The following is a 21,866-nucleotide window of genomic DNA, read 5'->3' as shown; positions in this document are numbered from 1 at the left end:
GTCGTGTGAAGCCGAACTGGAAGGCATTCGATGTCTGCAGAACACTCGTCTTCGCACCTGGAGGACGGCGAGCACCTCGCCGTCCTCGGGTACGAAGACTCCTTCAACCGGTCCATGACCTTCTGGGCGAATTTCGCCCTGGGGTTCACGTACCTGTCACCGCTGGTGGGCGTGTACTCGCTCTTCGCAGTCGCCCTGGCGACCGGAGGCCCGCCGTCCATCTGGTGGATCGTCATCGTGGGCGCTGGGCAACTGCTGGTCTCGCTGGTGTTCGGCGAGGTCGTCTCGCAGTACCCCATCCACGGCGGCATCTACCCGTGGGCCCGCCGCCTGTGGGGGAGGCGTTACGCCTGGATGGCCGCGTGGATCTACGTCTGGGCGATGATCGTCACGATCACGGCCGTGGCCGAGTACGGCAGCGGGTTCCTCGCCAGCCTGTTCGGTCTCGAGGCGACCAAGGAGGTGACTCTCGGACTCACGGTGCTGCTCCTGGTCGTGGCCCTCGCGCTCAACTTCACGGGCACGAAGACGCTCGCGACCGTGGCCCGGATCGGCCTCGCCGCCGAGCTGATCGGCGTGATCGCCGTGGGGATCTACCTGCTGATCTTCGAGCGCAAGCAGCCGTTCTCGGTGTTCTTCGACACCATGGGCGTGCAGGGCGACGGGTCCTACGTCGCTGCGTTCCTGAGTGCGGCGCTTGCGGGCCTGTTCCTCTTCTACGGCTTCGAGGCGTGCGGGGATGTGGCCGAGGAGGTCGCGAATCCGGCCCGGCGCATCCCGAAGGCCATGATGATGACGATCCTGGTCGGCGGCGTCTCGGCGCTGGTGGCCTTCGGCGGCTACGTGCTGGCCGCGCCCGACCTGCCGAAGATCGTGGCGGGCAAGGATGTCGACCCGATCCCGGAGATCCTGCAGTCGGCGCTCGGGACGGTCGGCGCGAAGATCTTCCTGGTGGTCGCGGTGACTGCGTTCCTCTCGTGCGTCCTCAGCCTCCAGGCGGCCGCGAGCCGGCTGCTGTTCTCGTTCGCGCGGGACGGCATGATCCCGGCTCACCGCTGGCTGGCGAAGGTGTCGCCGCGCACGAAGGTGCCGGTGAACGCGCTGATCGTCGCGTGCAGCATCCCGGTGCTGATCAGCGTGATCGTCTACGTCGGGCCGGACGGCCTGATCACCCAGGTGACCGCGTTCGCGGTGCTCGGGATCTACGTCGCGTTCCAGTCGGTCGTCCTGGCGTCGTTGCGTCAGCGGCTGAAGGGGTGGCGCCCGGCTGGGCCGTTCAGCCTGGGGGGTGCGGGACTCGTGATCAACATCGTCGCTCTGGCTTACGGCGTGTTCGCGATGATCCTGCTCGCCTGGCCGACGGCGACGGGCAGCGTGTTCAACGACTGGATCGTGCTGATCGGGCTCGGGATCGTGGCGGGCATCGGCCTGCTCTACCTGTTGATCGCACGGCCCGACCGCGCGTCGAGCGCGCCGGAGGGGGACGCGATCCAGGTCGCCGAGCTGCTGCGCGCCCGCCGGGCTCAGCCCGTCCCTGCGGCGGACTCGCGCCCCGTCTGAGGCAGCGATTCGTGCCGGATGGCGCCGTGCGCACCGCGTGCGGCGACATCCGGCACGAACGTGCGCGGTCCCGCCGGGTCAGGACTCCCGGCGCGGGATGCGCAGCGGATTGCCGTCGCGCAGCTCCGGCGGGAGCACCTCCTGCGGCGCATCCTGGTAGGCGATCGGAGTGAGCCAGCGACGGATGGCCGTGGCACCGACCGACGTGTGGACGCTCGCGGTCGTTGACGGCCAGCCGCCCCCGTGGTGCTGTGCCCAGCCGATGGCGACGCCGGTGGGCCAGCCGTCGAAGAGCAGGCGCCCGGCGATACCGGAGAGGCGCGTCGCGAGGGCGGTGACGTCCTCCTCCCGAGCGCGATGGATGGTCGCGGTGAGGGAGGGTTCGAGCGCGCTCAGGAGTGCGTCCAGCTCGTCGTCCCGGTAGCGGACGACCACGGTCGCCGGTCCGAACCGCTCGGTGAGGAACGCACCGACATCGTCGAGGAACCCGGCAGCGCTGACGAGGACCACCGTCGGCGCAGACTCCGGAGCGGGAGCTTCGGCCCGCAGCACCTCCGTGCCGGGGCGGCCGCCGAGCGCGTCCATCGCAGTGGAGAACGCCTCGGACATCGCCGGAGTGAGCTGCCGGCCGGAGGGTGCGCTCCCGAGTTCCGAGCGCACCGCCTCCTCGACGCCGCCGCCCTCGGGGACGAAGACGAGTCCGGGCTTGGTGCAGTACTGACCGGCGTCGCGCGTGAAGGAGCCGACCAGTCCCGCCCCGATCGCCGCGGCGCGCTCGGCGGCCGCTGAGCGCGTCACGACGACCGGATTGATGCTTCCCAGCTCGCCGTAGAAGGGGATGGGATCGGGACGGGAGACGGCGGCATCGAACAGTGCACGGCCTCCGCGCAGCGATCCTGTGAACCCTGCGGCGCGGATGCCCGGGTGCCGCACCAGCTCGACGCCGGCCGCCATCCCCTCGACCAGCCCGAACCATCCCTCGGGCAGCACTGCGGCGGCCAGTTCCGCCGTGCGCCGCGACAGCTCGGGATGCCCCGGATGCGCTTTCACGACGACGGGACACCCGGCGGCGAGGGCGGACGCGGTGTCGTTGCCGAGCACGGAGAACGCGAAGGGGAAGTTGGAGGCCGCGTACACCGCCACCGGCCCGAGCGGGCGGAGGATGCGCCGCAGATCGGGGCGCGGCGGGACGAGCGCCGGGTCGGGCGACTCGACGACCGCCTCGAGGTAACCGCCCTCGCGGATCACGCCAGCGAAGAAGCGGAGCTGCGCGGCCGTCCTGGTCACCTCGCCGTCGAGGCGCGCGGGGGACAGGTGCGTCTCCTCGTGCGCGAGCTCGACGAGGGCGGCCCGGTCCGCCTCGAGGGCGTAGGCCAGACCGTCCAGCCAGCCCGCACGCTCCTCTCGGGTGGATGCGGCGGCCGCCGCCTCCGTGGCCGCGGCGACCGCAGCATCCACTGTCGTCGCAGCGCTCACGCGAATGCCGCCAGCCCGGTCAGAGCGCGCCCGAGCACGAGCGTGTGGATCTCGTCGGTGCCCTCGTAGGTCCGGACGGATTCGAGGTTGGCCATGTGCCGCATGACCGGGAAGGCGCTGGTGATGCCGTCGCCGCCGAGGATGGTGCGCGCCTCGCGGGCGATCGCCAGCGCCTCGCGCACGCTGTTCAGCTTGCCGACGCTGATCTGCGTCGGCGTCAGCCGGCCGGATTCCTTCAGCCGGCCCAGGTGGAGGGCCAGCAGCATTCCCTTCTCGTACTCGACGAGCATGTTCGCGAGCTTCTCCTGGATGAGCTGGGTCGCGCCGATCGGGCGCCCGAACACCTCGCGCGTGGTGGAACGCTCGATGGAGACCTCGAGGCAGTCGCGTGCGGCACCCATGGCGCCCCAGACGATCCCGTACCGCGCTTCGTTGAGGCAGGAGAACGGTCCGGAGAGGCCGCGCGCACCCGGCAGCTGCGCCGACGCGGGCACCCGGACCCCGTCGAGCACGATGTCGCACTGGACGGAGGCGCGCATGGACAGCTTGCCGTCGATCGCGGTCGCGCGGAATCCGGGGGTGTCCGTCGGAACGACGAAGCCGCGCACACCCTCGTCGGTGGCGGCCCAGACCACGGCGACATCCGCCAGGGCCGCGAGGCCGATCCAGCGCTTGGTGCCGGAGATCACCCAATCCTCGCCGTCCCGGCGCGCCCGGGTCTCCATCGCCGCCGGGTCGCTGCCGCCCGCGGGCTCGGTGAGGGCGAAGCAGCCGATCCGCTCGCCGCGCGCCATCGGCGGCAGCCACTCGGCCTTCTGCTCGTCCGACCCGAACTTCGAGATCGCGCTCATCGCCAGCGAGCCCTGCACCGACACGAAGGTGCGCCATCCGCTGTCGGCGGCCTCCAGCTCGTGGCAGACCAGGCCGTAGCTGACGGCGCCTGCGCCCGCGCATCCCTCGTCCTTCAGGTGCATCCCCAGGAACCCGAGGGCGCCCAGCTCGGCGACCAGCTCGCGGCGGAAGTGCTTGTCCTCGAAGTCCTGCTCGATCACCGGGCGGATGCGGTCCGTCGCGAACGTCCTGGCCCGGTCGCGCCAGCCGCGCTCCTCGTCGGAGAGCAGGTGGTCGATGCTGAACGCCTCATCGAGCGTCGTCGTCACGGTCGGTCCTTTCGTGGGGGTGTGCGGCACTACGGGCGTGTGCGGCTTCATCGGCCCAGTGGGCGTCATGAGCGCCGAGCAGCGGAGGCGGGGTGCGGTGGACGGCGGGCGCCGCGTCGAGGTGGATGGGCGTGGCGGGCTGGCGTGAGACGCGACCCGTCGCGGCGTCGACGGTCGTGACCACCGGGTCGAGGCCGAGTCTCTGAGCGAAGGCGAACGCCTCGGCGACGTCGTTGACCAGTCCGGCGGGCACCCGCGCGGCCTGGAGGGAGTCGACCCAGGTTGCCGCGGCGCGCCCGGCGAGCAACGGGCCCAGCGCTTCCCGCAGCTCCTCGCGGTGAGCGACACGTGCTTCGTTGGTGGCGAAGCGCTCGTCGGCGGCGAGGCCGGGATGCCCGAGAGCTTCGGCCAGCGCGGCGAACTGACGGTCGTTGCCCACCGCGATCACGAGCTCCCGGTCGGCGGCGCGGAACAGTTCGTAGGGGGCGATGCTGGGATGCGCGTTGCCGAGCCGGCCCGGTGGGCGCCCCGTCGCCAGCGTGCTGGAGGCCTGGTTCGTGAGCGCGGCGAGCAGGGAACCGAGGAGGTCCACATCCACTCGGGAACCGCGTCCGGTCGCATCCCGCTGCCGGAGCGCGAGCAGGATGCCGGAGAACGCGTTGAGCCCGGTGAGCACGTCGACCAGGGCGACACCCACCTTGCTCGGTTCGCCGTCCGGGTCGCCGGTGATGCTCATCAGGCCGCCGACCGCCTGCACGAGCAGGTCGTAGCCGGGCAGTGCCGCGCCCGCGTCGCGGCCGAAACCGGTGATCGAGCAGTACACCAGCCCGGGGTTCATGGCCCGCAACGTGGTCTCGTCGAGTCCGAAGCGCTCCATCACGCCCGGGCGGAAGTTCTCGACGACCACGTCGGCGGTCTCTGCCAGCCGGCGCGCCGTGGCGAGGCCCTCCGCTGTGCGCAGGTCGCAGACCACGGACCGCTTGTTGCGATTCACCGCGCCGAAGTACGTGGACTCTCCCACCTCGTCGACGGGCGGCCGCCAGGCGCGTGTGTCGTCGCCGTCCGGGCTCTCGATCTTGACCACGTCGGCCCCGAAGTCGGCCAACATCATGGTCGCGTACGGCCCGGCGAGCACCCGCGAGAAGTCGGCGACGCGCAGGCCGCCCAGGACCCGGGCGGTTCCGTCCGGCATGCTCGCTCCTTCGCTCGACGCGGATTCATCCTATGCGGGCCGGTAAGCGGGCTACACTCGCATCGACCACGAGAGGAGCCGACGATGACTGGCGGCTTCATCCGTTATGCCCCCACGTCCGGGCCGTCCCGGTGGTTGCTCGTGGCGGGGCGCCGCTTCGTGGCCGCGGTCGAGAGCACCGTGACCGACGAGATCGTCGACCAGCTGTTCTGGCTCGCCGACTCGGACCTCGCCACCATCGAATCCGTGGTCGGCGCATTCCCGCTCGCAGGTCCCGGAAGCGTCCGGTCCTTCGCCGTCGCCGAGGTCGGCGATCCGAATGCGGCCGGCGAGGTCACCGTGACCGCGGTCGTCCGCGGCGCCGCGGCGATCGACGTGTTCTCCGTGGGAGGTGCGCGCCGGTTCTCCGCCGGGGGAGTCCAGCCGTGGGTGCTCGCCGAGTTCCGTTCCGTGACCGGGCTGGTGCTGCAGGCCGAGGATGCGGCCACGGGGCCGGTCGCCCGGCTCGCGATCGGCTCCCTCCCGCTCGGGGTCGGCGTGGCGGACGGCGAGCTGCTGACCTGGTCCCTCGCACCGATCGAGCGCGCGGCGCGCAGTACCGTGCAGGACACGGCAGCGACGCCGGCGTCCGATGTCGTGGCCGATGTCGTGGCCGAGGAGACGATCATCCGCGCCCGCAGCGCCGGCTCCAGCCTGTTCGGGCACGGTGAGGCCGCCGTCGACCCGGAGGCGGTGCCTCCGGCCGCGCATCCCGCCGCCAACGAACTGCCGGGTGCCGTCGACATCGAAGAACCGGCGACGGCGGGCGCCACGCCGATGACGCACGGCGCAGCCCTGACAACCCCCGTCGAGGACGGGCTTCCGCCGACCGAGCCCGTCGTCCTCCCGCCCCGCCCGGCGGCTTTCGCGGTGCGCGTCCCGTCGGGGGACACCATCGCGCTGGATGCCCCGATCCTGGTGGGGCGCCGCCCCACGCTCCAGCGCGTCGAGCCGGGCGTCACTCCGCGCCTCGTGACCGTGCCGTCGCCGACACAGGAGGTGTCGTCGACGCACGCGCGCATCGAGCAGGAGGGGGACGCCGTCGTGGTCACCGACCTTCGCTCCACGAACGGAACCGTCGTCACCGGACCGGCCGGCGCCCGCCGGCTGCGGCCGGGGGAGTCGGTCGTCGTTCTCGCCGGGGCGAGAGTGGAGATCGGCGACGGTAATATCATCGAGATCACCTCCCGCCGAGAAGAAGGACGCGAGTGACCCAGATCGGTCGCAGCAGCAGACGCCACACCGTGGTCGTCCCCGGCGACTCCGACGCGCGCATCAGCCTGTCGTGGGCCGCGCTCAGCGACACCGGCTATCGGCGCAGCGTGAACGAGGACAGCCTGCTGGCGCGGGCGCCAATCTTCGCTGTGGCGGACGGCATGGGCGGGCACACCGCGGGCGACTTCGCCAGCACGGCGGTCGTCACGCGGCTCGCCGAGAAGGTGAAGGTCGACTTCGTCGGCGAGGACGCCCTCACGGATGCGCTGCGCGCGGCCGTCGACGACATGACCCGCGGCGTCGGGCAGACCGACCTCGGCACCGGCACGACGGTCACCGGCATCGCCCTCACGCTGGTGGACGGATCCCCGTACTGGCTGGTGTTCAACATCGGCGACTCGCGCGTCTACAGCTATCGGGACGGCACGCTGGAGCAGCTGACTCTGGACCATTCGATCGTGCAGGAGCTGCTGGATGCGGGCGCGATCACCCCGGCCGAGGCGGAGGTGCACCCGCACAGCAACGTCATCACGCGGGCTGTCGGGTTCAATGAGGACCCGGTCCCGGACTACTTCCTCCTGCCGATCGTCGCCGGCTCCCGGCTGCTGGTGTGCTCGGACGGCCTCACCAAAGAGCTCACCGAGCACGGCATCCGCTACTTCCTCGCCGAGGGATCGTCCCCGCTCGATGCGGCGCAGCAGCTGATGGATGCGGCCCTCGGCAATGGCGGACGCGACAATGTGACGGTCGTCGTGGTGGATGTGCTGGCCACACCCGAGTCCGGTGCGCACCGCGACGGCGAGTCGCGCAGAGCAGCGCGCCGGCACTGAAGTTGTCCCCCGACTTGGGGGTAATCGAGTTGTCCCCAGTGCGGGTCCGGCCCGGCTGATGCTCGGGGACGGCTGCCTACAATTGGCAGACGCTTTTGCACCCGCGAACGCGGTCGGTCGAGGAACGGGAGGAGCCGATGGCCCGGCGTTTGCCGTCCCAGCCGCCCAACCTCCCCGGTTTCTCGTACGTCCGGGTGCTCGGTTCGGGTGGCTTCGCCGACGTCTTCCTCTACGAGCAGAACATGCCCCGGCGGCAGGTCGCCGTCAAGGTCATGCTCGCCGAGGTCGTCACCAGCCAGGTGAAGCAGATGTTCCAGGCCGAGGCGAACCTGATGGCTCAGCTGAGCACGCATCCCTCGATCCTCACCGTGTACCAGGCCAGCGTCTCGTCCGACGGTCGTCCGTACCTCGTCATGGAGTTGTGCTCCGCCGCGATCGGGCAGCGCTATCGCTCCGAGCCGCTCTCGGTGCCCGAGGTGCTGAGCATCGGGGTGCGGATCGCGAGTGCGGTCGAGACCGCGCACCGCGCCGGTGTGCTGCACCGCGACATCAAGCCGTCCAACATCCTGAGCACGGCGTACGGGCACCCGGTGCTCAGCGACTTCGGCATCGCCGCGACCCTGAGCGAGGCCGACGTGACCGAGGCGATCGGCCTCTCGATCCCGTGGTCGGCACCGGAAGTGCTGCTCGACGAGACCAGCGGCACGATCGCGAGCGAAGTGTGGTCCCTCGGCGCCACCATGTACTCGCTTCTCGCCGGTCGCTCGCCCTTCGAGGTGCCGGGCAAAGAGAACACCGCCGCCGAGCTCATCCAGCGCATCACCAAGAGCCGTCCACTCCCCATCGGGCGTGCCGACGTCCCACCCCGGCTCGAGCAGGTGCTGCTGCGCTCGATGTCGCGCAAGCCCTCGCAGCGGCAGCGCAGCGCCCTCGAGTTCATCCGTGAGCTCCAGGCGGTGGAGGCCGAGCTCGAGCTGCCGCAGACGCCGATCGAGGTCGCGATGGACGACTGGGCGTTGGCCACGGCCAGTGACCCGGAGGACCGCACCCGGGTCAAAGGTGTCGTCGCGGTCGATCCCGGGGGCAGGCGACGCCGGAGGCGGACAGCGCCCGCGTCGGCGACCGTCACCCGCGCACCCACGCGCACCGTGGTGCGGGAGAGCTTCGGCAGCGCGCAGACGCCCCAGCAGGCGCCGCCCGCGAAGACGCCGCGTGCACTCGTCATCTCGCTGATCGCGTGCGCGGCCCTCGTCGTCGTTCTCGGCATCACCGCCGCGTTCGTGCTGGTCCGTGCGGGTGCCAGCGGCGACATCCCGACGGTGCGGGACCTGAGCGGCCGGGTCACGGGAAGCACCATCGTCTTCACCTGGAACGACCCGGGCCTGCAAGACGGCGACACATACCAGGTGACGGTGCAGGATCAGCCGCCGAGCAGCCAGCATTCGACCGAGTTCCGCGTGGATGCCAAGCCGGGCGAGACCGTCTGCGTCACCGTGACGGTGAACCGCGACGGCAAGACCGGCACGCCGAGCGGCCAGAAGTGCGTGGAGAGGACGGACGGCACGTGAGCCGGCTCGGCGCCATCGGGGCCTGGCTCGCCGCACACAAGTCCGTGGCGGCGACCGCCGTCAGCGGCACAGCCGTTGCCGCCCTGGTGACGACCCTCGCCGTGGTCTCGGGCGGGTACAGCGCGCAGCACCTGCAGCTGGGCGACGCCGCAGTCTGGGTGGCGAGCGACACGAAGAAGTCGCTCGGCCGGGCGAACACCGCCATCGACAAGCTGAACTCGGTGGTCGCGGGCACCGGAGAGGCGCTCGACGTCATCCAGGACGGCACGGATGTCCTCCTGGTGGATCGCGAGGCGAACACCGTCGCCGTGGTCGACCCGGCCAAGGCCGAGGCGGGCAAGTCGGTCGCGCTGCCGCCGCGCTCACCGCAGGTCTCGCTGGCGGGTGGCCATGTGGCTCTGCTGTCCCGGACGACGGGCCAGCTGTGGCTGACGTCCGTGAAGCAGCTCGACACCTTCAACTCCGGTTCCGCGCCGACCGTCGACCTCGGCGGACGCGCGGTGTCGGCGATGGATCCGTCGGGCGTGCTCTTCGCCTACCAGCCCGCATCCCGCACGCTGGTGCGCGCAGACCTCAATGCGGCCGAGCCCTCGACGACCACGACGAAGGTCGCGACCCGTGGTGACGGGGCGAACATCGCGCTCACGTCGGTGGGCGGGCACTGGGCCCTGTTCGACCCGGACGAGCGGACCATCTGGGTCGACGGCCGCGCCGTCAGCCTGGCCTCCCTCGTCCCGCGGGAATCCAATCCCGTGCTGCAGCAGCCGTCGGCCGGCGGCAGCGCGGTGTGGATCGGGACGGACACCGGTCTCGTCCGGGTGCCGATCGACGGAGGCCGGCCCACCCGTCCGGTCAGCCAGGTGTCGGGCTCCGCTGCGGCACCGGTGACGGTGGCGGGATGCACCTACGCGGCCTGGGGCGGCGGTACCGCGTGGCGCTCGTGCGAGGCGAGCGGAGCGGGACAGCGGTCGACCCTCCAGGACGTCCCGTCCGGCGCAACACTCGCGTTCCGCTACAACGGCGATCGCGTGGTGCTCAACGACGGGCGTTCGGGTGTCGCGTGGGCGGTCCAGAGCGGCAACACGCGGATCGACAACTGGGATGAGCTGGTCTCGAAGAAAACCACCCAGGAACTCGTCGACCAGAGCAAACAGGACACGGCGCCCCAGTACGAGAAACAGGAGCAGCCTCCCGTCGCCGTCGACGACGCCTTCGGTGCGCGCCCGGGCCGGGTCACTCCGCTGCCGGTGCTGCTCAACGACTACGACCCGAACGGCGATGTGCTCACCATCGACTCCTTCACGGGCGTCCCGGCGGGCCAGGGCATCGTCGAGCTGACGAACGCCGACCAGCAGCTGCAGATCTCGCTGCCGGATACGGCGACCGGGAGCATCGCGTTCGACTACACGATCTCCGATGGACGCGGTGGCACGGCCACCGCTCACGTCACGGTGGCGGTGCGGACGCCGGCGGAGAACGCGCCGCCGATCTGCGTCCGCAACGCCAAAGCGGTCGTCCAGGCCGGTGGCCGGGTCTCCGCTCCGGTGACGGGGGACTGCTACGACCCCGACGGCGACTCGTTCTACCTCTCCGGCGCCTCGATCGCGGCGCCCGACCTCGTGACCTTCACGCCCCAGGGCCAAGTGGCCTATTCGGACCACGGCGATGGCGCCGGCGTCAAGGATGTCGCGCTCACGCTGTCGGACGGCCGTGCCGAATCGGCCGGGCTGCTCGCCGTGACCGTGCGGCCGCCGGGCCAGGTGCCGATCATCGCCGACCCGTTCGCCGTGCTCGCGTACCAGGGCCAGGAGGTCACCGTCGCGCCGCTCGATCACGTCCGCGGCGGCAACGGCACCGTGCGGCTGAGCACGGTGCCCAGCAAGGCCGATGCGACGATCACGCCCGACTACCAGGGCGGCACGTTCCGGTTCGAGGCCGATCAGGCCGGCACCCACAACATCGAGTACTCCGTCACCGACGGCATCGTGACCGCGACCGGGGTGGTGCGTGTCGAGGTCAAGGCGCCGCCCGGCGCGAAGACCGCCCCGATCGCCGTGCCGCACACGGCGTTCATCCGGGAGCAGTCGACCCAGGATGTGGATGTGCTGTCGACCGACATCGATCCGTCCGGTGGTGTCCTGCTCGTCACCGGGGTGACCGATCCCGGAGCGGCGACGGGGGTCCGCGTGCAGGTGCTGCAGCAGCGCACCCTGCGGGTGACGCTGACACGTCCGCTCGAGGGTCCCGTCGACTTCCACTACCGGCTCAGCAATGGACTCGCCGAGGCCGTCGGCACGGTGACCGTGGTGCAGCTGCCGCCGCTGACCGTGCACCAGCCGCCGATCGCCGCACCCGATTCGGTCTCGGTGCGCGTGCACGACGTGGTCGACATCCCGGTGCTCTCCAACGACGTCCAGCCGGACGGCGACAAGCTGACCCTCGACCCGACGCTGGCGACACCGCTGCCGAGCGGCGCGGGTCTGCTCTTCGCGACCGGCGACCACCTGCGCTACCTGGCGCCGTCCAAGCCCGGCAACTACACGGCCGCGTACCGGGTCTACGGCGCGGACGGGCAGTGGGCGACCGCCGATGTCACCATCGCCGTGCGCGAGCGGGATGCGGCGACGAACAACCCGCCGGTGCCCAAGACCGTGACCGCCCGGGTGCTCGCCGGGGACACCGTCCGGATCACCATTCCGCTCTCGGGCATCGACCCGGACGGCGACTCGGTCCAGTTCATCGGTCAGGAGACCAACCCGCAGAAGGGCGCTGTGGTCGCCTCCGGCCCCGACTGGATGGACTTCCAGGCGGGCGACTACGCAGCCGGCACCGACACCTTCACCTACGCGGTCGTCGACGCTCTCGGTGCGCGGGCGACCGGCACCGTCCGCGTCGGAATCGCCGCGCGGGTCGAAGGCGCCCGCAACCCGATCGCGGTCGAGGACGACGTGACGGCACGACCCGGGCGCACGCTCACCGTCCAGGTGCTGTCCAACGACAGCGACCCCGACGGCAGCCCGCTCACCGTCACCGCCGTCTCGTCGCTCGACGGCAAGGCGAAGGCGAAGGTGAGCGGCGACCTCGTCACGGTCACCGCGCCCAAGACGCAGGGCGCCTACGGGTTCCTCTACACGATCCAGAACCAGCGCGGCGGCACGAGCCAGGCGTTCCTCCGCCTGACGGTCGACGAGAAGGCGCCCCCGGCCCGTCCCGTCGTCACCGACACGACCCTGGGCCTGTCCGACATCCTGGGCAAGGACCGCGTCGATGTGAATGTCCTCGCCAACGTGTTCTTCGCCGACGGCCCGGTCGGGACGCTCAAGCTCTCGCTCGTGCCCGGGTACAGCAGCGACGCCCAGGTGACCGACTCCAAGCGGCTGCGGATCGCCATCGGGGCGAAGAGCCAGATCGTCCCGTTCCGGGTCGCCAATCCGGAGGACGACTCCGTCGTGGCCTACGGCTTCGTCCACGTCCCGGGCTACGACGACGCGCTGCCGCAGCTGAAGCGGGGCGCGCCGAAACTGTCGGTGGTGAGCGAGAAGACCCTCACCATCCACCTCAATGACTACATCGTCGCGGTCGGCGACCGGAAGGTGCGTCTCACCGACGCGGCCACGGTGCGGGCGACCCATGCGAACGGCGACGACCTGGTGGCGGGCAACGACACCCTCCAGTTCACGTCATCTCCGCGCTACTTCGGGCCGGCGTCCATCTCGTTCCAGGTGACCGACGGCTCGAGCGCCAGCGATCCGAGCGGCAACACGGCGACCATCGTGCTGCCCATCGAGGTGACGCCGCGGGAGAACCAGCCGCCGGTGTTCACGGGTGCCCTCATCGACTTCGAGCCAGGGCAGACCAAGACCATCGACCTGACGAAGGTCACGAAGTACCCGTACGCCAAGGACCAGAGCGAGCTCGTCTACTCCATCCAGAACCCGCGTCCGGACGGCGTGAGCGCGTCCCTCGACGGCCAGCAGCTCACCGTGACGGTCGCGACCGGGACGCCGAAGGGCTCCACCCCCTCGCTCTCCATCGGCGTGAAGGACGCCGTCAACGCCGGGCAGGCCGGTCGGATCGACATCTCGGTCGTGCCATCCACCCGCCCCCTGGCGAGCCCGCAACCCGACCGGGTGATCGCGCCGCGCGGTCAGACGACGACGGTCGACGTGCTCGCGAACGACGGTGCGACCAACCCGTTCCCGGGCAAGCCGCTCCGGGTCGTCGCGGTGCGCGGGCTCGGCGGTGCGCTCCCGGACGGGGTCACCATCACCCCGAGCGCCGACAACTCGCAACTGCAGGTGTCGGTGTCCGCGACGGCGGCTCCTGCGGACACCACGCTGCAGTACGAGGTGGCGGACGCGACGGGCGACGCCGACCGCTACACCTGGGGAACGGTGACCGTCTCGGTGCAGGACCGTCCCGCGCCGGTCACCAACGTCCAGATCGGGACCATCGCCGACCGCAGCCTCACGCTCAGCTGGATCCCGGGTGCGTTCAACAACTCGCCGATCACCGGGTTCGAGGTCGCCATGGCGAGCGCCGCCACCGGTCAGGTGCTCTCCACGACGACCTGCACGACCACCACCTGCGCGATCACGACCCCGGGCAACGGGCCGGACAATAAGGTGACGTTGACGGTCCGGGCGCGGAATGCGCTCGGACTCTCGGACCCCACGTCGTACGCCGAACCGGCCTGGTCGGACGTCATCCCGAACGCGCCCACCGGTCTGTCGGCGACACCGCTCGACCAGGGGCTGCGCATCACGTGGACCAAGCCGTCGGATGCCGCCGGGTCGAGTCCGATCACGTCGTACGTGGTCACCCTCGGTGGCGTCACCAACGCCCTGCAGGTCTCGGGGTCGGACCCCGTCGGGACCGCCTACGCCCTCAACCTGACCGACCCGGGCATCGCGAACGGTGCCGCCATCGCGTTCAGTGTCGCATCGCGCAACGACTTCTACCAGGGCCGGACCACCTGGAACCAGGCGCAGGGGAGCGGTGTGCCGGCCGGTGCGCCCACCCTCACCGGCGTCGCGCCGGTCGCCACCCCGGACACCACCGCGGGCACCAGCGCGACGTTGAGCTGGTCGAGCGTCTTCGGCGACAACGGCAAGGCGATCAGCGACTACTACGCCGCGGTGTTCCAGGGCGGCAACCCGACACGCTGCGATGTCACGGGTGTCGCTCAGGGCCAGCCGTCGCTCTCAACGAGCGGACTTCGGCCTGTGCAGGGCGGCAGCACGACCTTCACCGGGCTCAGCCCCAACCAGAGCTACAACTTCATCGTCTACGCGTTCAATGGCCAGGGCTGCACGCCTGCGGCCATCGTGAGTGCGACCCCACGCCAGTCGCCGGGCGATGTGACGGGGATCCAGGTGGGCCAGCGGGTGCGCAGCGGGCTCACTGCCGACTTCGCGGCGACGGTGTCGTACCAGGCGGGCGGCGGTTCCAACCCGACGTTCGATTACCAGCTGCTGAGCGGCGGCGCCGTCGTTGACTCCGGAACACTCGCCGGAACCAGTGGCGTCCTGACGGGCTCTGGCGCCGATCACTACGGTGTCCCGCTCACGGTGCGCATCACCCGGGTGTGCGAGGGTTACCCCGACGGGTCCTCGCTCTGCAGCGACCAGAGCGCGACGAAGGATCTCGGCGTCGCCGTGAACCTCGCGATCGGTGGCGGCCGTTATGACGCGGCGAGCCATGTCTTCACGTGGACCAGCTGGCCCACCGGAGCCTACGACGCGGTCACCTACAGCTGCGACGGGACGACGCAGCTCCCGATGCCGGCTGTCGGCCAGACCGCATCCTGCACCGCTCCGGCGAACGACCCGTCGCCCACTCTGACGGTGCGCGTCGTCGTCGGAGCCGACACGTACACCGCCGACTACCCGGGATCGGCGATGCCGTGATCGACAAACGCCATACTGAGTTCAGCCGCGAACTGTGGCTCACCCACCCATTCCTGCGGCTCACTGCGCCGCGCCCCGAACCGAAAGAGGCCGGAGCATGACGATGACCCCCGAACAAGCCGGATGGTTCTCCGGCGTCTTCGACCGTCTCGTCGGGAACATCGACCGCGTGATCCTCGGCAAGACCCACGTGATCCGGCTGGCGCTGACAGCGCTGTTCAGTGAGGGGCACCTCCTCCTCGAGGACTTCCCGGGAACCGGCAAGACGTCGCTCGCGCGGGCCATCGCGGAGAGCGTCCGCGGAACGACCAACCGCGTCCAGTTCACTCCCGACCTGCTGCCCGGCGACATCACCGGCGTCAACATCTACGACCAGCGCACCGGTAATTTCGAGTTCCATCGCGGGCCCGTATTCGCCAACATCGTACTGGCCGACGAGATCAACCGCGCCAGCCCCAAGACCCAGTCGGCGCTCCTCGAGGTGATGGAGGAGCAGCAGGTCACCGTGGACGGCGTGCGCCACTCCGTGGGCGCCCCGTTCATGGTGATCGCGACCCAGAACCCGATCGAGCAGGCGGGCACCTACCGCCTGCCGGAGGCGCAGCTCGACCGGTTCCTGATGAAGGCATCCATCGGCTACCCCGACCACGAGGCGACACTGCGCATCCTGGAAGGCTCCGAGCGCAAGGCGCACGAGGTCGTCGTCCCCGAGGTCATCTCCGCCGCGACCGTCGTGGAGATGGGCACGATGGCGCGGGGCGTCCACGTCGACCCGACGATCAACGACTACGTGTCGCGGTTGGTCGAGGCCAGCCGCACCGCGGACGAGATCCGGCTGGGCGTCAGCGTGCGTGGAGCGCTCGCGCTGCTGCGGGCCTCGAAGACCCTCGCGGCGGCATCCGGCCGCTACTACGTGACGCCGGACGACGTGAAGGCCCTGGCCGAGCCCGTGCTCGCCCACCGCCTGGTGCTCGACCCCGAAGCGGAGTTCGAGGGCGTCAGCGCATCCAGCCTCATCGGTCAGCTGCTCATCGAGACGCCACCGCCGAGCGATCGGGCCGCCGTGTGACCACCGTCACCCGTTCGCAGACCGAGCTGACCAACGCGCGCGCCCGAATCGTGGGCGAGCGCGAGGGCTTCCTCGCGGACGCGATCGTGTGGATCGTCCGCACATCGAGCACCGCTGGGCGTGCCGTCGCAACGCTCGCCCGGCGCGTTGGCGCGGTGGTGACCGCCCTCGGCTGGTCGATCCTCGTCGTCGCGGTGCTCGCGATCACCGCCGGGTACGTCTGGGGCTGGATCGAGGCGGTCGTCGCCGGCTGGACCGCCGTGGTGCTCCTCGTGGTCGCATCCGGCTACCTGATCGGGCGGACGGCGTACGACGTGGGTCTCTCGCTGCCCGCCAACCGTGTCGTCGTCGGCGACCGCGCACCCGGCGAGGTGTCGGTGCGCAACCCGCTGCGCCGGAGGCTGCCCGGCGTACGCGTGGAGGTGCCGGTCGGGCACGGTCTGGCCGAGTTCGCAGCGCCGTCCCTCGCGCCGGCGGAGGAGCACTCGGACGTCTTCGTCGTGCCGACCAGCCGGCGGGGCATCGTCCCCATCGGACCGGTGCGGACGGTGCGCGCCGACCCGATCGGGCTGCTGCGGCGCGAGGTCGTCTGGGCCGACTCCCTCGACCTGTTCGTCCATCCCCGCACCATCGCCATCCCCAGCATGAGCACGGGATTCGTCCGCGACCTGGAGGGCTCGCCCACGCGCGACCTGACGTCGAGCGATATCGCATTCCACGCCCTGCGCGAGTACGTCCCCGGCGACGATCGCCGCTACATCCACTGGAAGTCGACGGCGAAGACCGGCAGCTACATGGTCCGTCAGTTCGAGGAGACCCGGCGCAGCCACCTGCTGGTCGCCCTCAGCCTCTCGGCGGCCGACTACGCCAGCGAGGAGGAGTTCGAGCTGGCGGTGAGCGCAACGGGGTCGCTGGGCGTCCGCGCGATGCTCGACTCGCGGACCGTGTCGGTGGTCGCGAGCGCCGAGACGCCCGAATTCGCCAAGCGGATGGTGTTCACGGTCCGGCGACTCAGCACGATCAACCGCGGTCGGCTCCTCGACGACCTCTCCGGCGTCGAGACGGCCGACTCCGCCCTGCGCCTGCCCGAACTCGCCCAGGTGGCATCGGACGATGCGGCCGGCATCTCCATCGCCTTCCTGATCTGCGGATCCACCCCGACCGCGTCGCAGTTGCGGGCGGCCGCTGCGCACTTCCCGCTGGGAGTGGATGTGGTCGCCATCGTCTGCGACGAGGGAGCGGTCCCGTCGCTCCGTCGGGTCGCCGACCTCAGCGTCCTCACCATCGGCTACCTGGAGGATCTCCAGCGCAGCCTCGCGAAGCGTCTGGCCGTCTGATGCCGGTCCGTCGCTCCGCCCGCGTCCTCATCGACGTCGCCTTCGCCCTGGCGGCGGTGGCGTTGGGCGCCTGGTCCTTCTGGCCCGTGTACCAGTCCACGTCCTTCGTCGTGATGCTGGTGGCGAGCCTTCTCCTCGGGACTGCGGTCGCTGTGGCCGGATGGGCGTGGCGCCTCCCGAGCATCGTGATCGCCGCGCTCGTGGTCGCCATCTACCTGGGCACCGGCGTCCAGCTCGCGGTGCCGTCCGAGGCGGCCGCGGGCGGTCTGCTCCCCAGCGGTCCCGGTTTCGTCGATCTGATCGAGGGAACGTGGCTGAGCTGGAAGCAGCTGGTGACCATCAGCATCCCGGTCGGGTCGTACCAGGCGCTGCTGGTGCCTGCGTTCCTGCTGACCCTGCTCGTGACGGTGCTGACGGTCACGATCGCACTGCGCTCGTCCCGCCCGGAGCTCGCGGTCCTCCCGCCCGTGCTGCTGGTGATCGCCGGCATCCTGCTCGGCTCCTCGGTGACCCCGGTGCCCCTGCTGCTCCTGCTCGCCCTGTTCGTGGTGATCCTCGCGTGGCTGATCCGCTTCCGGCTGCAGCGTCGCTCGGCCGCCGTCCGCACCCTCCGGGAGCAGAGCGGTCTGCTGGTCGAGTCGCGCAGCGAGCGGCGCTCAACCGCCCTGCTGACGACGGCCGGCGCGACCGTCATGCTCATCGCCGCCGCGGCGGGCGGAGTCGCCGCAGCCGCCCTCCTCCCGCCCGCGCGGGACCGCGAGGTCGTGCGGACCGCCGTCGAGCAACCCTTCGACCCGCGCGCCTATCCGAGCCCGCTGAGCGGCTTCCGTGCCTACCTGGAGCCGGCCAAGGCCGACGAGCCGATGCTCACGGTGAACGGGCTTCCCTCCGACCACCGGCTGCGGATCGCCACCCTCGACACCTACGACGGAGTGACGTACTCCGTCGGCAGCGGCGACGTGACGAGCGCATCGGGCTCGTTCACACGGGTGCCGTACCGCCTCGACCAGGGTGCCACGGCGGGGAAGCGCACGACGACGACCGTGGTGGTCCGCGACTACCGCGGACCGTGGCTGCCGGGGAGCGGGCAGCTCGAGCAGGTGCAGTTCTCCGGCCCGCGTGCGGGGAGCCTCGCGGGCGCCTTCTTCTACAACGACGTCACCGGCACCGGGGCGGTCACCACCGCGCTCCACAACGGCGACACGTACGTCCAGGAGTCGGTGGTGAAGCCGCTGCTGACGGCGGCTCAGCTGCAGAAGGTCCAGCCCGGAACGGACTCTGTGCCGCGCCCGTCCGTCATCCCGGACGAGCTCCAGTCCGCGCTGCAGAAGTACACCGCGGGTGTCTCGGGCGCCGGTCCGAAGCTGGCGGCCGCGCTCCGCGGGCTCGCCCAGGACGGCTACATCAGCCACGGCATCGGGCCGAAGGAACCGGCCAGCCGCTCAGGCCACGGCGCGGACCGCATCACCGAACTGCTGACGGACGTCCCCATGCTCGGCGACCAGGAGCAGTACGCCGTGACCGCGGCGCTCATGGCGCGCCAGCTGGGCTTCCCCGCCCGTGTCACCGTCGGCTTCGTCGCTCCGAAGGACGTGACGGGGTCCGCCGTCACGTTCACCGGCTCGGACATCTCGGCGTGGATCGAGGTCCAGACGAACAAGGGATGGGTCACCGTCGACCCGACACCGCCGGTGCGGCCGGTGCCGCCGAAGCAACCGGACCAGCCGACCCAGATCTCCCGCCCGCAGACGAACGTCCAGCCGCCGGTCGACGACAACCCGCAGCGCAACGACGAACCCCCGCAGGCGCAGGTGGACCCGTCCGATCAGCACCGGACCGATCCCGTGCTGGAGACCCTGCTCGCCATTCTCGTGATCGTCGGCTGGTCGCTGCTGGTCCTGGCGCTCCTGGCGTCTCCCTTCCTCGCTGTGCTGGCGGCCAAGTGGCGGCGGCGGGTGCTGCGGCGGTCCGCCGCGACGGCCCGCGAGCGGATCGTCGGAGGGTGGCGCGAGTTCGCGGATGCCGCCGTCGACCACGGCTACGATCCGCCGCCCGCGGCGACCCGGGTCGAGTTCGCCGACACGATCGGCGGAGCGCGGGCGAACGCCCTCGCGAAAGTCGCCGACCGCGCCACGTTCAGCGGCGTCGCGCCGACCCCCGCAGAAGCGGAATCGGTGTGGAAGGCGGTCGACGACCTCCGCGGGCAGCTCGCGAAACGCGACACGCGGTGGAAGGGACTGCTTGCGGCCGTCTCGCTGCGATCGCTCGGCTACCGTGGGAGGGGAAGCGGAAAGGGACGGAGCCGATGAACTGTCGCGTGTGCGGAGCGGAGCTGGCCGAGGGGACCCTGTTCTGCCCGATGTGCGGCAGCTCGGTCACGTCCTCCCGTCTGCGCGCGCCCGAAGTCGCCGACCCGCGACCGTCGGACACGTCGATCATCTCGGACCGCGTCGCCGAGCGCCCGCCCGCGCCGGCGGTCGCAGGACGGTTCCCGGCCGACCTCGAGCGCGACCAGTCGGAACTCGATGAGGACGGCCTGCCGCCCACGCAGGCCATGACGATCGTCTCGGTGGACGCGGCGCCGCGCGCCCGTCCGGCCTCCCGTCGCTCCTTCACCTTGAGCTTCTCGACCGGCGATGTCGTCGAGGTGTCCGGTTCCGGGCTGGTCGGGCGTCGCCCGATCACGCAGCCGGGGGAGCACGTCGACCAGTTGGTGGTCGTCTCCGACCCGACCCGCAGCGTCTCGAAGACCCACCTCGAGTTCGGTCTCGAGGGCGACGAGCTGTGGATCTGCGACCGCTACTCCGGCAACGGCACGGTGGCGCATCCCCTCGGCGGTGTCGCGCGCCAATGCGACGCCGGCCGCCGCTACCGCGTCACGCGCGGCACCCGCGTAGAAATCGGCGACCAATGGTTCGACGTCTCCTGACCTGACCTGCCCTGCCCTGCCCCCGTAGCCGCCGAGCACAGGAAAAGTGCGACCGATCGGGCTGATCGGTCGCACTTTTCCTGTGCTCGACGGCTACGGGAGGTCAGGCGAGAGCGTCGGCGACGGAGACGGAGTCGAGGCCGTGGGCGGAGGCGACGCCCTCGTTAGTGACGCGGCCAGCGTGCACGTTGAGTCCGAGGGCGAGCGACGCGTCGGCGCGCAGCGCCTCCTGCCAGCCGCGGTTCGCGATGGCCCGGGCGTACGGCAGGGTCGCGTTCGTCAGCGCATAGGTGGAGGTGTGGGGCACCGCACCCGGCATGTTGGCCACGCAGTAGAACACCGACTGGTGAACGGTGAACGTCGGGTCGGCGTGCGTCGTCGGGTGTGAGTCCTCGAAGCAGCCGCCCTGGTCCACCGCGATGTCGACGAGGACGCTGCCCGCCTTCATCCGCGACACCAGCTCGTTCGTGACGAGCTTCGGCGCCTTGGCGCCGGGCACCAGGACGGAGCCGATCACGAGGTCGGAGGCCACGACGGCCTTCTCGATCTCGAAGCTGTTCGAGGCGATGGTCTTGATGCGACCGGCGTAGAGCGCGTCGAGCTCCCGCAGCCGCTGGATGTTCGTGTCGAGCACTGTGACCTCCGCACCGAGCCCGACCGCGACAGAGGTCGCGTTGGTGCCCGCGACGCCTCCGCCGAGCACGGTGACCACGGCCGGATGCGTGCCCGGGACGCCCGGGACGAGGAGGCCGGGGCCGCCGTTCGGCTTGAGCATGGTGTTCGCGCCGACGATCGGGGCCAGCCGGCCCGCCACCTCGCTCATCGGGGCGAGCAGGGGGAGCGCACGCGTCGGGAGCTGGACCGTCTCGTAGGCGATCGCGGTCACACCGCCGTCGATGAGAGCCCGGGTCAGGGCTTCGTCCGCCGCGAGGTGGAGGTAGGTGAACAGGACGAGGCCCGGACGGAAGTAGCCGTACTCGCTCTCGATCGGCTCCTTCACCTTCAGGATCAGGTCGCCGGCCGCCCAGGTCGCCGCCGCATCCGGAAGGATCGTCGCGCCCGCCCCCGCGTACAGGTCGTCCGGGATGGAGGACCCGACGCCCGCGCCGGTCTCGACGAACACCTCGTGCCCGGCGCCGACCAGGTCGTGCACGCCGGCCGGGGTGATCGCCACCCGGAACTCGTTGTTCTTGATCTCGCGGGGGATCGCGACCTTCATGGGGCTCCTTCGACTCGACATGTGGTTCGCTTTCACCCTAGCGAGGTTCACGGAGGATTTCGATAGGAATCTCGCCGATCCATTGCTGATTTCGCGGGTGGGGGAGATCGTGGCAGACGTATTCCGCAGCCCTCCCGGACCGTCGCATGGCACCCGCGCGAGCGACCTGCAGCAGAACGCCTCGTCTGCGGTTTCCCGGGCGTTTCGACCGATCCGGCACTGATTTCGTAAAGATTGTGTTTCCGAATGGACGATCCGGCCCCTTTCTGATGCGGATCGCGACGGTCTATGTCAGGATCGGTCCACCGCGACGGCACGAGGGTGTGCCGCCCGCCGAGCCGTCGCCCGTGGTCCGTGTTCGAT

Annotated in this window: 13 protein-coding genes; 9 read left to right on the top strand and 4 right to left on the bottom strand. The window is 70.8% G+C overall.

Translation table 11 applies throughout. The annotated features are described in order from the left end of the window. The first annotated feature begins 30 nt into the window (after positions 1-30). Positions 31-1,560, top strand: coding sequence for an APC family permease (locus P3F85_RS07915; RefSeq protein ID WP_374010691.1), 1,530 nt, complete (start codon positions 31-33; stop codon positions 1,558-1,560). Between the two features lie 78 nt (positions 1,561-1,638). On the opposite strand, the gene P3F85_RS07910 is transcribed toward P3F85_RS07915, so the two are convergent. Genes P3F85_RS07910 through P3F85_RS07900 form a run of 3 tightly spaced genes read right to left on the bottom strand, consistent with a single transcriptional unit; the run spans position 1,639 to position 5,388 of the window. Continuing rightward, positions 1,639-3,036 carry an aldehyde dehydrogenase (NADP(+)) gene (locus P3F85_RS07910; protein ID WP_374010690.1) on the bottom strand — a complete coding sequence of 466 codons (1,398 nt, stop codon included), beginning with the start codon at positions 3,034-3,036 and terminating at the stop codon, positions 1,639-1,641. Beyond that, entirely contained in the window at positions 3,033-4,196 is a 1,164-nt protein-coding gene (locus P3F85_RS07905; protein ID WP_374010689.1) for an acyl-CoA dehydrogenase family protein, read from the bottom strand. The genes P3F85_RS07910 and P3F85_RS07905 overlap by 4 nt, the downstream gene beginning before the upstream one ends. After that, positions 4,177-5,388, bottom strand: coding sequence for a CaiB/BaiF CoA transferase family protein (locus P3F85_RS07900; protein WP_374010688.1), 1,212 nt, complete (start codon positions 5,386-5,388; stop codon positions 4,177-4,179). Before P3F85_RS07900 ends, P3F85_RS07905 begins: the two co-directional genes overlap by 20 nt. Before the next feature lie 84 nt (positions 5,389-5,472). Between P3F85_RS07900 and P3F85_RS07895 the strand changes: the two genes are divergently transcribed. The 8 genes from P3F85_RS07895 (at position 5,473) to P3F85_RS07860 (ending at position 20,284) form a co-directional block, all read left to right on the top strand. After that, entirely contained in the window at positions 5,473-6,639 is a 1,167-nt protein-coding gene (locus P3F85_RS07895; RefSeq protein ID WP_374010687.1) for an FHA domain-containing protein, read from the top strand. Continuing rightward, positions 6,636-7,472 carry a PP2C family serine/threonine-protein phosphatase gene (locus tag P3F85_RS07890; protein ID WP_374010686.1) on the top strand — a complete coding sequence of 279 codons (837 nt, stop codon included), beginning with the start codon at positions 6,636-6,638 and terminating at the stop codon, positions 7,470-7,472. The genes P3F85_RS07895 and P3F85_RS07890 overlap by 4 nt, the downstream gene beginning before the upstream one ends. 137 nt (positions 7,473-7,609) lie before the next feature. After that, the gene (locus P3F85_RS07885; protein ID WP_374010685.1) at positions 7,610-9,040 is read left to right on the top strand and encodes a serine/threonine-protein kinase; all 1,431 of its coding nucleotides are present in this window, start codon (positions 7,610-7,612) and stop codon (positions 9,038-9,040) included. Next, positions 9,037-14,949 carry an Ig-like domain-containing protein gene (locus tag P3F85_RS07880; RefSeq protein ID WP_374010684.1) on the top strand — a complete coding sequence of 1,971 codons (5,913 nt, stop codon included), beginning with the start codon at positions 9,037-9,039 and terminating at the stop codon, positions 14,947-14,949. The genes P3F85_RS07885 and P3F85_RS07880 overlap by 4 nt, the downstream gene beginning before the upstream one ends. A gap of 97 nt (positions 14,950-15,046) precedes the next feature. Then, positions 15,047-16,018, top strand: a complete 972-nt coding sequence (locus tag P3F85_RS07875) for an AAA family ATPase (RefSeq protein WP_374010683.1) — start codon at positions 15,047-15,049, stop codon at positions 16,016-16,018. Beyond that, entirely contained in the window at positions 16,015-17,355 is a 1,341-nt protein-coding gene (locus P3F85_RS07870) for a DUF58 domain-containing protein (protein ID WP_374010682.1), read from the top strand. The genes P3F85_RS07875 and P3F85_RS07870 overlap by 4 nt, the downstream gene beginning before the upstream one ends. Further along, positions 17,355-19,664 carry a transglutaminaseTgpA domain-containing protein gene (locus tag P3F85_RS07865; RefSeq protein ID WP_374010681.1) on the top strand — a complete coding sequence of 770 codons (2,310 nt, stop codon included), beginning with the start codon at positions 17,355-17,357 and terminating at the stop codon, positions 19,662-19,664. The genes P3F85_RS07870 and P3F85_RS07865 overlap by 1 nt, the downstream gene beginning before the upstream one ends. After that, positions 19,661-20,284: a zinc-ribbon domain-containing protein gene (locus P3F85_RS07860; protein WP_374010680.1), complete on the top strand. Its 624-nt coding sequence runs from the start codon at positions 19,661-19,663 to the stop codon at positions 20,282-20,284. Before P3F85_RS07865 ends, P3F85_RS07860 begins: the two co-directional genes overlap by 4 nt. Before the next feature lie 103 nt (positions 20,285-20,387). On the opposite strand, the gene ald is transcribed toward P3F85_RS07860, so the two are convergent. Then, positions 20,388-21,503, bottom strand: a complete 1,116-nt coding sequence (gene ald, locus P3F85_RS07855) for an alanine dehydrogenase (protein WP_374010679.1) — start codon at positions 21,501-21,503, stop codon at positions 20,388-20,390. Positions 21,504-21,866: the final 363 nt, after the last annotated feature.

The organism is Leifsonia sp. T36S-04 (assembly GCF_042465655.1).
GTDB lineage: Bacteria > Actinomycetota > Actinomycetes > Actinomycetales > Microbacteriaceae > Leifsonia.
Note: the sequence above shows the minus strand (reverse complement) of the source record. Positions and strands in the feature narration are given on the sequence as shown.